Genomic DNA, 12915 nt, shown 5'->3' with positions numbered 1-12915 from the left:
CCGTTACACCGGGCGAAATGCAATGTGACTTTCGCGGTAGACCGGCCATCCCTAAGTATCGCTGGTTTTCCATGGGGAATCGGGGGCTATCTGCATGTGCGGTATCGTTGGAATCGTCGGCCACTCGCAGGTTGCGCCGCTCATTGTCGATGCGCTGAAGCGGCTGGAATATCGCGGCTATGACTCGGCCGGCGTCGCCACCATCGAGCATGGCGAGCTCGCCCGCCGCCGCGCCGAAGGCAAGCTGGTCAACCTCGAACGCCGGCTCAAGGAGGAGCCGCTCGACGGCACGATCGGCATCGGCCACACACGCTGGGCCACCCATGGCGTGCCCAACGAGACCAACGCGCATCCGCATTTTTCCGACGGCGTCGCCATCGTCCACAACGGCATCATCGAGAATTTTGCCGAGCTGCGCGACGAACTGGTGCGCGACGGCTATGCCTTCTCGTCGCAGACCGACACCGAGGTCGTCGCCCACCTGGTGGCGCGGGAACTGGCCAGGGGGCTGAAGCCGGTCGAAGCCGCGCACCAGGCGCTGAAGCGACTGGAAGGCGCCTTTGCGCTGGCCATCATGTTCAAGGGCGACGAGGACCTGATCGTCGGCGCCCGCAACGGCCCGCCGCTGGCCGTCGGCCATGGCGACGGCGAGATGTTCCTGGGTTCCGACGCCATCGCGCTGGCGCCGTTCACCAATTCGATCACCTATCTCGAGGATGGCGACTGGGCGGTGGTGCGCCGCGACAGCGTCGCCATCTTCGACATCGACGGCAGACAAGTCGAGCGCAAGCGCCAGCAGTCGCTGTCGACCTCCTTCATGGTCGACAAGGGCAACCGGCGGCATTTCATGGAGAAGGAAATCCATGAACAGCCCGAGGTGATCTCGCACACGCTGGCGCATTATGTCGACTTCGTCTCCGGCGTCTCGAAGCCGCTCGACCTGCCGTTCGACTTCGCCAGGATCGGCCGGCTGGCGATTTCGGCCTGCGGCACCGCCTATCTCGCCGGCCTGATCGGCAAATACTGGTTCGAGCGTTATGCGCGGCTGCCGGTCGATATCGATGTCGCCTCGGAGTTCCGCTACCGCGAAATGCCGCTGTCGGCCAATGATGCCGCCTTCTTCATCTCGCAGTCGGGCGAGACCGCCGACACGCTGGCCTCGCTGCGCTATTGCCGCAAGGCCGGCATGAAGATCGGCGCCGTCGTCAATGTGCGCGAATCGACCATGGCGCGCGAATCCGACGTGGTGCTGCCGACACTCGCCGGCCCCGAGATCGGCGTCGCCTCGACCAAGGCTTTCACCTGCCAGCTCTCTGTCCTGTCCTCGCTTGCGGTGCGCGCCGGCGTGGCGCGCGGGGTGATTTCGCAGGAGCAGGAAAAGACCCTGGTGCGCGCGCTTTCGGAAGCGCCGCGCTATGCCAACCAGGTGCTCAAGCTCGAAGAGCAGATCGAGCGGATCGCGCGCGAACTGTCACGCTACAAGGATGTGCTCTATCTCGGCCGCGACACCAATTTCCCGCTCGCCATGGAAGGCGCGCTGAAACTCAAGGAAATCTCCTATATCCACGCCGAGGGCTATGCGGCGGGCGAGTTGAAGCATGGGCCGATCGCGCTGATCGACGAGAACATGCCGGTCATCGTCATTGCGCCGCATGACCGCATTTTCGAGAAGACCGTGTCGAACATGCAGGAAGTGGCGGCGCGTGGCGGCAAGATCATCCTGATCACCGATGCCAAGGGTGCCGCACAGGTGAGCGTCAAGACGATGGAGACGATCATCCTGCCGGACGTTCCCGAAATCATCTCGCCGATCATCTACGCGCTGCCGATCCAGATGCTGGCCTATTTCGCCGCCGTGTTCATGGGCACCGACGTCGACCAGCCGCGCAATCTGGCGAAATCGGTGACCGTGGAATAGCACTGTCACTGCTTGCTTGGCGGGCAGCAATTCGAAGTCCAGCTGGCGATAGCCCTTCTTTCGTCATCCACGGGCGGAGCAAGAGCAAAGCTCCTGCGCAGACCCGAGGATGACGAGGGAGGGATGTTTCGGCCTAATCGCGAACGGCAGCAGCTTCCGTTTGGAACACTGAGAGCCGCGTCATAGAGCGAGTCCTTTTAAAAACTTCGCAGTTCCAAACGGCGTCCCGGTTCACTAATGTTGCGCCGCAACCCGCGCCCGGTGAACCATGTCCGATGCTTCCAAGACCTCAGGCATGACCCGGCTGAGGAACTATTTCCTCACGGGGTTCGTCGTCTGCGCACCGCTGGCGATCACCGCCTATATCGCCTGGTCGTTCATCGGCTGGGTCGATTCCTGGGTAAAGCCCTATATTCCGGCGCGTTACAGCCCCGATACCTATCTGCCGTTTCCGGTCCCCGGGTTCGGGCTGATCGTCGCACTGATCCTGGTCACGCTGATCGGTTTCCTCACCGCCAACATTGTCGGCCGCGCCATTGTCGGTTTCGGCGAGCGTCTGCTTGGCCGCATGCCGCTGGTGCGCGGCATCTATGGCTCGCTGAAGCAGATCTTCGAGACCGTGCTGTCGAACAAGGGCGACATGTTCCGCCAGGTCGGACTGGTCGAATATCCGCGCAAGGGCGTGTGGTCGCTGGTGTTCGTCGCAAGCGAGAAGGAAACCGAGATCAATGAGAAGCTCGATCAGGAAGGCGACCCGCTGATCGCCGTGTTCATGCCCTGCACGCCGAACCCGACGACCGGGTTCCTGATGTATGTGCTGAAGTCGGACATCGTGCTGCTCGACATGACGATCGAGGACGGCGCCAAGCTGATTGTTTCGGCCGGACTGGTGGCGCCCGAGGTGAAAAGCAAGATGGTGACGCTGAATGGCGAGCCGATCAACGGAACCGTCGCCAATCCGCCATTGGGGCCTCACCCGGCGCGCAAGAGCCGAACGGCCGCGTCGCGGCCGAACAAATAGAGCAGCAGGCGCAGCGCCTCGCCGCGGTCGGATTGCAGCTCCGGGTCGCGTGACAGGATAAGCCTTGCATCGTCGCGGGCAGCCTCCAGGAGATCGGCATGCGCCTCGATGCGCGCCACCTGGAAGCCGGGTGTGCCGGACTGGCGGGTGCCCAACAGCTCGCCTTCGCCGCGCAATTTCAGGTCTTCCTCGGCGATCAAAAAGCCGTCCTCGGTCTCGCGCATCACCGACAGCCGGCGTTTTGCCGTCTCGCCGAGCGGGTCCTTGTAGAGCAGCACGCAAGAGGATGGCTTGTCGCCGCGCCCAACCCGGCCGCGCAACTGGTGCAGTTGCGCAAGGCCGAAGCGCTCGGCATGCTCGATGACCATGACGGTGGCGTCGGGCACGTCGACACCGACCTCGATGACCGTGGTGGCGATCAGGATGCGTGTCTCGCCCTCCTTGAAGGCGCGCATCGCCTCGTCCTTCTCGGCGCCCTTCATGCGGCCGTGGACAAGGCCGATGCGGTCGCCGAACAACGGTTTCAGCGAGGCAAAGCGATCCTCGGCCGACATCAGCTTGATCTCTTCGGATTCCTCGACCAGCGGGCAGATCCAGTAGATTTTCTGGCCCCCGGCGACGGCATCCTCCATGCGGTCGACCAGTTCGTCGAGACGCTCCAGCGGCAGCGTGACGGTGCGGATCGGCTGTCGCCCGGCGGGCTTTTCCGTCAGCTTGGAGACATCCATGTCGCCGAAGGCGGTCAGCACCAGCGTGCGTGGGATCGGTGTGGCGGTCATCACCAGCATGTCTGGCGCGTCGCCCTTGGCGGTGATGGCAAGCCGCTGGTGGACGCCGAAACGATGCTGCTCGTCGATGACGGCGAGCACCAGATCGTGGAAGGTCACCGTCTCCTGGAACAGCGCGTGGGTGCCGACGACGATGTCGAGCTCGCCGCTTGCCAGGCCGGCCAATGTTTCGGTGCGTTCGCGGCCCTTTTCGCGGCCGGTGAGGATGGCGATGCGCAGGCCGACCTTGGCGGCGAGCGGCGCGATCGTCGCCAGATGCTGGCGCGCCAGGATTTCGGTCGGTGCCATCAGTGCCGCCTGGCCGCCGGCCTCGACGGCGCGCGCCATGGCAAGCAGCGCGACCACCGTCTTGCCCGAGCCGACATCGCCCTGCAGCAGCCGCAGCATGCGCTCGGGGTCGGCAAGGTCGGCATTGATTTCGGCCAGCGCGAATTCCTGGCTTGCGGTCAGCGAATAGGGAAGGGCTGCACGGAGTTTCTCGACGATGCGGCCGTCGCCGACCAGGGGGCGGCCGGACAGGCGGCGGATCCTTGCCCGCACCAGCGCCAGCGAGACCTGGCCCGCCAGCAACTCGTCATAGGCAAGACGCCGCCAGGCCGCACCGTCGATGGAAACGTCGATGGGATCGGCCGGATTGTGGATGCGGGTAAGCGCTTCGGCAAAGCTGGGAAAGGTGTGCCGGCGCATGAAGGCGCCGTCCTGCCACTCCGGAAATTCGGGCAGTCGCGCCAGCGCCTGGCCGATCGCGCGGCGCAGCACCTTGCCCGAGAGGCCCGCGGTGAGCGGATAGACCGGCTCGACCAGCGGCAGGTTCTCCGCTTCGCTGGCCAGCGCGATGTGGTCGGGGTGAACCATGGTCGGGCGGCCGTTGAACCATTCCATGCGGCCCGAGACCACGACATGCTCGCCCACGGGCATTGCCTTTTCGAGATAGGCGGCGTGCGCATGAAAGAAGGTCAGGCCGATCTCGCCGGTATCGTCATGGGCGTAGACCCTGTAAGGCACCGACCGGTTGCCGCGCGGCGGCGGCTGGTGGCGGTCGATGCGCACGTCGAGGGTCACGATCTGGCCTTCCGCGGAACCGGCAATGCCCGGCCGACTGCGGCGGTCGATGACGGTATGCGGCAGCACGAACAGAAGGTCGCCGGCGCGGGCCGCTCGATCACCAAGATCAGCGGTGACGACCTTCTCGATCAGCGCGCCGACCTTCGGTCCGACGCCGGCAAGCGAAGTGATCGGAACAAACAGCGGATCGAGGATGGAAGGACGCATGATGTCAGCTTATGTCGCGACGGCTACAGCGCAAGGCTGACAGCCCCTTCTATCCACGCTATATGCGCCGCAGCAAGTGAGGATGCGCCACAATGACCGGAACGAAACGATCAAGCGAGGGGCTGGACGCCCACCGCCGCAAGCTGTTGTTCCGCTCCTGGCATCGCGGCATGCGCGAGATGGATCTCATCCTCGGCACCTTCGCCGACGCCGAGATCGGCGCCTTGACGGCTGATGAAATCGAACAATATGAGGGGCTCCTCGACATTTCCGACACCGAATTCCTACCGCTTATCACCGGTGAACGCCCGATCCCGGCGGATATCGATTGTCCTGTCCTGCAAAAGATCCTGGCGTCCCGCCGGACCATGACTTTCTGAACAACAGCAATTCCAGGAAAAGTGCGAAGCGGTTTTCCCACAGGAATTGCGACAAACAAAGACCGTGATTTGATGAGCCTCATTCCCACCATTGGTCTGCCGAAAGGCCGTGCCGGCCAATTCATCGTCGATGGTGTCGCCGATGGGTACGAGGCGTTCGCACTGGTGCAGGCCGCACTCGAGATCGCGCCCGACAAGCCGGTGCTGTTCGTGGCGCGTGACGGCCAGCGCCTGCCTGTTATCATCGAGGCACTGGCCTTTGCCGCGCCCGGCCTGCCGGTGCTGGAACTGCCGGCTTGGGACTGTCTGCCCTACGATCGCGTCTCGCCCGGCTCGGATGCCGCCGCCAAGCGCCTCGATGCCCTGACAGCGATGATCGCGCTGGCGAAGAAGCCGCATCGCGCCGTCATCCTCACCACCGCCAATGCGCTTCTGCAGCGCGTTCCGCCGGCCGACCTGGTCGAGGCACAGACCTTTCATGCCAGGCCTGGCAACCAGATCGACATGAACGTGCTGATTGCGCGGCTGGAAACGTCCGGCTTCGAGCGGGTGCCGACAGTTCGCGGCATCGGCGAGTTCGCGGTGCGCGGCGGCATTCTCGACCTGTTTGCTCCGGGTTGGACCGAGGCGCTGCGCCTCGATTTCTTCGGCGATACGCTGGAATCGATCCGCGTCTTCGATGCCGCCACCCAGCGCACCACCGGCCAGCGCAAGTCGATGGCGCTGCAGGCGATGAGCGAAGTGGCGCTGACGCCTGAAACCATCAGCCGCTTCCGCCGCTCCTATATCGAAGCGTTCGGCGCGCCGCAGCGCGACGACGGGCTCTACACGGCAGTCAGCGAGGGCAGGCGGTTCGCCGGCATGGAGCATTGGCTGCCGTTCTTCTATGAGCGGCTGGAGACGGTGTTCGACTATCTGCCGGATACGCCTGTCGTTTTCGACCATCTGGCGCATGAAGCGCTGGCCGAACGCCACACGCTGATCCTCGACCATTATGAAGCGCGCAAAAAGCAGGCCGACGCCGCGCTGAAGGATGCGGTGCCCTACAAGCCGGTTGCGCCCGATCTGCTCTATCTCTCGCCGGAAAACCTGATCGCCTCGCTCGGTCCGCGCGAAGCGATCGACTTCACGCCCTTCGACGCGCCCGATGCCGGCGCGAAAAAGGTCTGCCACGCCGGCTCGCGCCATGGCCGCAGTTTCGTTGAGGAGCGCGCCGATCCGAACGTCAACGTCTTCGACGTCGTCGTCAGGCATATCGCCGACGAGCGCGCGGCACGTCGGCGTATTGTCATCGCCGGCTGGACGGAAGGTTCGCTCGACCGGCTTGGCCAGATCCTCACCGAGCATCACCTCGGCAATCTCAAGCAGGTCGGGACGCTGGCGGAAGCCGAACAGCTCGAGCCGGGGCAGGCGGCATTGGCCGTGCTGCCGCTCGAATCCGGCTTCGAGACCGAAAAACTGGTCGTCGTTGCCGAACAGGATATTCTGGGCGACCGGCTGATCAGGCGTTCAAAGCGCAAGAAGCGCGCCTCCGACTTCATTGCCGAGGCTTCGGCGCTGTCGGCCGGCGATATCGTCGTCCATGCCGACCATGGCATTGGCCGCTTCATCGGTCTGCGCACCATCGAGGCGGTCGGCGCGCCGCATGATTGCCTGGAAATCCACTATGCCGGCGACGACCGGCTGTTCCTGCCGGTGGAAAACATCGAGCTGCTGTCGCGCTACGGTTCTGACACGGCCGAAGCGACGCTGGACAAGCTCGGCGGCGGCGCCTGGCAGTCGCGCAAGGCCAAGCTGAAGCGGCGCCTGCTCGACATGGCCGGGCAGCTGATCCGCATCGCCGCCGAGCGGCAGATGCGCGCCGCGCCGGCGCTGGTGCCGGCCGAAGGCCTCTATGACGAATTCGCCGCGCGTTTCCCCTACGAGGAAACCGACGACCAGCAGACGGCCATCGACTCCGTCAGGGATGACCTCGGCACCGGCAAGCCGATGGACCGGCTGATCTGCGGCGATGTCGGCTTCGGCAAGACGGAAGTGGCGCTGCGCGCCGCCTTCATCGCGGCGATGGAAGGGTTCCAGGTCGCGGTCGTGGTGCCGACGACGCTGTTGTCGCGCCAGCATTACAAGACGTTCTTGCAGCGTTTCTCAGGCCTTCCCATCCGCGTGGCCCAGGCCTCGCGGCTGGTCGGCGCCAAGGAACTGGCGGAGACGAAGAAGGCTTTGGCCGAGGGGCAGGTCGACATCGTTGTCGGCACGCATGCGCTGCTCGGTTCGTCGATCTCGTTCAAGAATCTCGGCCTGCTGATCATCGACGAGGAGCAGCACTTTGGCGTCAAGCACAAGGAAAGGCTGAAGGATCTGAAGACCGACGTCCATGTGCTGACGCTGTCGGCGACGCCGATCCCGCGCACGCTTCAACTGGCACTGACCGGGGTGCGCGAGCTGTCGTTGATCGCCACGCCGCCGGTCGACCGCATGGCGGTGCGCACTTTCATCTCGCCCTTCGATCCGCTGGTCATTCGCGAGACGCTGCTGCGCGAGCGCTATCGTGGCGGCCACTCCTTCTATGTCGTTCCACGTATCAGCGACCTCTCGGAAATCCATGATTTCCTGAAAGAATCCGTGCCCGAACTGAAAGTGGCGGTTGCCCATGGCCAGATGCCGCCGGGCGAGCTCGACGACATCATGAATGCCTTCTATGACGGGCAATACGACGTACTTCTGTCGACCACCATTGTCGAATCCGGACTCGACATCCCGACTGCCAACACGCTGATCATCCATCGCGCCGACATGTTCGGCCTGTCGCAGCTCTACCAGCTGCGCGGCCGGGTCGGGCGCTCGAAGGTGCGCGCCTATGCGTTGTTCACGCTGCCGGCCAACCGCAAGCTCACCGATACGGCCGAGCGCCGGCTGAAGGTGCTGCAATCGCTCGACACGCTGGGCGCCGGCTTCCAGCTCGCCAGCCACGATCTCGATATAAGGGGCGCCGGCAATCTCCTGGGCGAAGAGCAGTCCGGCCATATCAAGGAGGTCGGCTTCGAACTCTACCAGCAGATGCTGGAAGAGGCTGTCGCCGAGGTGAAGGATTCCGGCGAGGTCCTGGATGGCGGCTGGTCGCCGCAGATCGCCGTCGGCACGGCGGTGATGATCCCCGAAAGCTACGTGCCGGACCTGCAGCTCAGGCTGGCGCTCTACCGCCGCCTCGGCGACCTCGAAGACACTGAGGAGATCGACGCTTTCGGCGCCGAACTGATCGACCGTTTCGGCCCGCTGCCGGACGAGGTGAAGCATCTGTTGAAAATCGTCTTCATCAAGGCGCTTTGCCGCAAGGCCAATGTCGAGAAGCTCGACGCCGGGCCGAAGGGCGTCGTCATTCATTTCCGCAAGCGCGAGTTCTCCAACCCGGTCGGCCTGGTCAAGTTCATCGGCGAGCAGGGTTCGCTGGCCAAGATCCGCCCGGATCACAGCGTCGTCTTCGCCCGCGAATGGCCGACCGCCGAGAAACGGCTGGCGGGCTCGGCGGTGGTCATGACACAACTGGCGCGCCTGGTTGAGAAGGCTGCGTAGCCCCCCGACCCATTCGCCAGCGCTGAAATTCCGGTCTAGAATAGGAAATCGGCTTCGTGTATGGAGCCGCCAACCCATATAGGGGCGGAAATGGCGGGCGAGGGTGCTCGCCGGAAAGAGTGTTGGGTGCAGCGATGACGAAATGGTCGCCGAATTCGTGGAGAGCAAAGCCGATCAAGCAGGTTCCTGCCTATCCGGACCTTGCCGCGCTGAAGAACACCGAAGCCCAACTCGCCACCTACCCGCCACTGGTCTTTGCCGGCGAGGCGCGCAAGCTCAAGAAGCAGCTCGCGGCGGTCGCTGCCGGTGAGGCGTTCCTGCTCCAGGGCGGCGACTGCGCCGAAAGCTTTGCCGAACACGGCGCCGACAACATCCGCGACTTCTTCCGCGTCTTCCTGCAGATGTCGGTCGTGCTGACCTTCGCCGGCGCACAGCCGGTGGTGAAGGTCGGACGTGTCGCCGGCCAGTTCGCCAAGCCGCGTTCGTCTGACAATGAGACCAAGGGCGAGGTGACGCTGCCGAGCTATCGCGGCGACATCATCAACGGCATCGAATTCGACGCCAAGTCCCGTATTCCCGATCCTGCCCGCCAGGAAATGGCGTACCGCCAGTCGGCGGCGACGCTCAACCTTCTGCGCGCCTTCGCCCAGGGCGGCTATGCCAGCCTGGAGAACGTGCATAGCTGGATGCTCGGCTTCGTCGCCGACAGCCCGCAGGGCGAAAAATACGGTGAGCTCGCCAACCGCATCACCGAGACGATGGACTTCATGAAGGCCGTCGGCATCACCTCGGAGACCAATTACGCGCTGCGCGAGACCGATTTCTACACCAGCCATGAAGCGCTGCTGCTTGGCTATGAGGAAGCTCTGACCCGCGTCGATTCGACCTCCGGCGACTGGTATGCCACGTCGGGCCACATGATCTGGATCGGCGACCGCACGCGCCAGCCCGATCATGCCCATGTCGAGTATTGCCGCGGCATCAAGAACCCGCTCGGCCTGAAATGCGGCCCGTCGCTGACCGCTGACGGCTTGCTGGAGCTGATCGACCTGCTCAACCCCGAGAACGAGCCCGGTCGGCTGACGCTGATCGCCCGTTTCGGCTCCGACAAGGTCGCCGACCATCTACCGAAGCTGGTGCGCGCGGTGCAGAAGGAAGGCCGCAGCGTGGTCTGGTCGTCGGATCCCATGCATGGCAACACGATCGAGGCCGCCGGTTACAAGACGCGGCCGTTCGACCGCATCCTGAAGGAGGTGCAGACTTTCTTCGAGGTGCACCGCGCCGAAGGCACGCATCCGGGCGGCATCCATGTCGAGATGACCGGCAAGAACGTCACCGAATGCACGGGTGGCGCGCGCGCCATCACGGCCGAGGAATTGCAGGACCGTTACCACACGCATTGCGACCCGCGCCTCAATGCCGACCAGGCGATCGAGCTCGCCTTCCTGGTGTCGGATCTCCTGAAGAAAAGCCACCCGGTGCAGCACAAGCAGGCTGTCAACGGCTGATGCCGGCCAATGACCCGATTAAGGAAAGGCGCTGGAGAAATCCGGCGCCTTCTTCGTTTTAGCTCACGTTTGTGTTCTCGGCAGCTGCCAGCGCGATCAGCTGATAGAAGGCGTCAATCCTTCTTGTAGAGCAGCCAGCTCTTGCCGGCGCGGCCGGCCATCGTCGAATGCTTGGTGACGCGGTTGCGGCCGCTCACTTTCGAACGGTAGAGTGCACGGTCGGCCTTGGTGTAGAGGTCCTCCGGGCCTTCGGCCTCGGATGCCATGCAGATGCCCATCGAGACGGTCACGGTTCCGTAATTCATGCCGGTCTGGCTGCTGGTGAACGGCGTCTGCTCGATCAGGGCGCGAATGCGCTCGGCGATCTCGTAGGTGGCGTCTTCGCTGGCACCCTCGATGATCAGCGCGAACTCCTCGCCGCCGGTGCGGGCGACGAACATGTCGCCGCGAATGCTGGTTTGGAAAATCTCGGCGATGATCTGGATGATCTTGTCGCCGACAGGATGGCCGTAGCGGTCGTTGATGTCCTTGAACCGATCGATGTCGGCAAGGATCAAGGCGTTGAACAGGATACCCTTGTTGCTGGTGTAGATCCGGGTGATTTCCTTGTCGAAGGCGCGGCGGTTCCGAATCTGGGTCAACGGGTCCGTATCGGCCAGCCGCTTGTATTCCTCGAGCTTCGACTTGACGCTTTCGAGTTCGGCCGTCTTGTCGCTGAGCGTCGAAGCGATCTGCTTGCCGTGATCGATCGTCGAATTGGTGGCAACGGCCATGGCGTTGGCGATTTTTTGCAGAAGGTCCTGCGAGAGCAGGCTGCGGCCACTCAGGCCGTTCGATGTCTCGTCGAGGATCCTGCCGTATTTTTCGATGTGGCTGCGTTCGCTCCGCAAAAGCGCCGCGACCTCCTCGAGTTCCCGGGCGATGACGTCCCGCGCATGCTCGACGATGCCGGGGCCGTGGTTCTGGGCAAAGAAGGCGCGTCCGATCTTATCCAATTCATCCTGCGTCGGCCGGCTGCTCAGCGACACGACGGCGAGACTGAGCTCGCGGTTGGTGCCGCTCAATGCCTCGTAGAAGATTTCGTAGTTGCGCGGCAGGCCGAGGACGCCAAGCTGGCGCATGGTCGCGACAACCGTGGCTGCGATGTCGGTGTTTCGTTCGGTCGTGGCTGCTGCCGGCTGCATGTCTGATCCACTCTTCCCCTCGGATCCCGACGCGGAATTTGCGGGTTCCATTGATCGCCGACCTGGGGAGCGCGACCCGATAGTCCAGAACATCTTGCGAAGAGACGCGTCCCCACCCGCCATCTTCGCTTGGCGTGACCATAGATGCGGTGGCGCTAAAGTTTCCTTAATCCGCACGACCTCCATGGGTTTTTCGCTACCTGTGGCTGTAGAAGCATAAATCTTGTACCACCACAGCGGGAAAGCGTCCGGTTTGAGGGCTTTGACTTCGAAATCCGCCTGTTGTCCCGATGGAATTTCGAATCTGTCACGCCAATCGATGTCGCATTTGCTTGCGCGCAACCACCGCAAAGCTGGAATCCTGGCAATGATGCTGGGCGAGGTTTCTCCAGGAGCGCCGAAATGAGTGACAGTCACCAGGGATCATGCCTGTGCGGAGCGGTCCGCTTCCGGACAAGGGGAGCATTGCGCGGCGTCGTCTACTGTCATTGCTCGCAATGCCGGAAGCAAAGCGGGCATTTCTATGCCGCGACCAATGTCGCCGACGCCGACATCGTGATCGAAGGCGCCGAAAGCATCACATGGTATGAAGCGTCCGCTTTCGCCGGGCGCGGCTTCTGCAAGACTTGCGGCTCCGTGCTGTTCTGGAAGCCAAGGGCTCAAGATTATATTTCGGTCATGGCGGGAGCGTTCGACAAGCCGACAGGTCTCAAGGGCGACTGTCATATCTTCGTTGGTGACAAGGGCGACTATTATTCGATCGACGACGGGTTGCCGCAGTTTGAAAAGTCGACACCTTCGATAGCGGTCGCTGAATGAATTTTGGACAAGACGCCTTATTCCCTTGATCGGGCCGTTGCTTTATCTCGTGCCGGTAACTCGGAAAGAGGTTTGGGCATGCAGCGGCTGATCGACGCTTTTTTCAATTCGGTGCGGGCGTTTCGCAAGCTGGCCGCCAGCGAGAAGGCTTTCCAGCAGGAACTGATGCTGCTGGTGCTCGCCTTGCCCGCTGCGTGGTTCGTTTCAGTCTCCTGGCGTGGTTATGCGCTTCTGGTCGGGGCGGTGCTGTTGCTGATCATGGTCGAGGTGCTGAACACCGGCATCGAGGCGGCCTGCGATGCCTTCAGCCGCGAGTTCAATGTCGACATCCAGCTGGCCAAGGATTGCGGTTCGCTGGCGGTGCTGATCTCGGTGGTCATCGTCGCCGGCGTCTGGGGTATCGCGCTCATCGAGCGGATCACCGGCTTTCCGATCTGACCTTCCGAGCGAGGCCG

At 63.3% G+C, this 12915-nt stretch carries 9 protein-coding genes; 7 read left to right on the top strand and 2 right to left on the bottom strand.

Annotated elements, in window-relative coordinates; genetic code table 11:
- Positions 1 to 94: 94 nt before the first annotated feature.
- On the top strand, positions 95 to 1918 hold the full coding sequence (gene glmS, locus FJV83_RS26185; RefSeq protein WP_142886257.1) for a glutamine--fructose-6-phosphate transaminase (isomerizing): 1824 nt from the start codon (positions 95 to 97) through the stop codon (positions 1916 to 1918).
- A gap of 268 nt (positions 1919 to 2186) precedes the next feature.
- Positions 2187 to 2939: a DUF502 domain-containing protein gene (locus FJV83_RS26180; RefSeq protein WP_142878474.1), complete on the top strand. Its 753-nt coding sequence runs from the start codon at positions 2187 to 2189 to the stop codon at positions 2937 to 2939.
- Here the strand turns inward: FJV83_RS26180 and recG are convergent.
- Positions 2891 to 4999: an ATP-dependent DNA helicase RecG gene (gene recG, locus FJV83_RS26175; RefSeq protein WP_142886256.1), complete on the bottom strand. Its 2109-nt coding sequence runs from the start codon at positions 4997 to 4999 to the stop codon at positions 2891 to 2893. The two genes, FJV83_RS26180 and recG, sit on opposite strands and share 49 nt — an antisense overlap.
- Positions 5000 to 5091: 92 nt before the next feature.
- On the opposite strand from recG, the gene FJV83_RS26170 reads away from it, so the two are divergent.
- From FJV83_RS26170 to FJV83_RS26160, 3 genes are all read left to right on the top strand, one after another.
- Positions 5092 to 5379 (top strand): succinate dehydrogenase assembly factor 2, encoded by a 288-nt coding sequence (locus tag FJV83_RS26170; protein WP_095775332.1) that lies wholly within the window; start codon positions 5092 to 5094, stop codon positions 5377 to 5379.
- Between the two features lie 72 nt (positions 5380 to 5451).
- The gene (gene mfd, locus FJV83_RS26165) at positions 5452 to 8949 is read left to right on the top strand and encodes a transcription-repair coupling factor (protein ID WP_142886255.1); all 3498 of its coding nucleotides are present in this window, start codon (positions 5452 to 5454) and stop codon (positions 8947 to 8949) included.
- Positions 8950 to 9083: 134 nt separating this feature from the next.
- The gene (locus tag FJV83_RS26160) at positions 9084 to 10457 is read left to right on the top strand and encodes a 3-deoxy-7-phosphoheptulonate synthase class II (RefSeq protein WP_095775334.1); all 1374 of its coding nucleotides are present in this window, start codon (positions 9084 to 9086) and stop codon (positions 10455 to 10457) included.
- Between the two features lie 113 nt (positions 10458 to 10570).
- On the opposite strand, the gene FJV83_RS26155 is transcribed toward FJV83_RS26160, so the two are convergent.
- Positions 10571 to 11641 (bottom strand): diguanylate cyclase, encoded by a 1071-nt coding sequence (locus FJV83_RS26155; protein ID WP_095775335.1) that lies wholly within the window; start codon positions 11639 to 11641, stop codon positions 10571 to 10573.
- 402 nt (positions 11642 to 12043) lie between these two features.
- Here FJV83_RS26155 and FJV83_RS26150 point away from each other — a divergent pair, with 402 nt between their 5' ends.
- Both FJV83_RS26150 and FJV83_RS26145 read left to right on the top strand, forming a co-directional pair.
- Entirely contained in the window at positions 12044 to 12460 is a 417-nt protein-coding gene (locus FJV83_RS26150; RefSeq protein ID WP_095775336.1) for a GFA family protein, read from the top strand.
- Between the two features lie 78 nt (positions 12461 to 12538).
- The gene (locus FJV83_RS26145) at positions 12539 to 12898 is read left to right on the top strand and encodes a diacylglycerol kinase (protein WP_095775337.1); all 360 of its coding nucleotides are present in this window, start codon (positions 12539 to 12541) and stop codon (positions 12896 to 12898) included.
- Positions 12899 to 12915: the final 17 nt, after the last annotated feature.

Source organism: Mesorhizobium sp. WSM4307, from assembly GCF_007003945.1.
In the GTDB taxonomy this organism is placed as follows: Bacteria; Pseudomonadota; Alphaproteobacteria; order Rhizobiales; family Rhizobiaceae; genus Mesorhizobium.
Note: the sequence above shows the minus strand (reverse complement) of the source record. Positions and strands in the feature narration are given on the sequence as shown.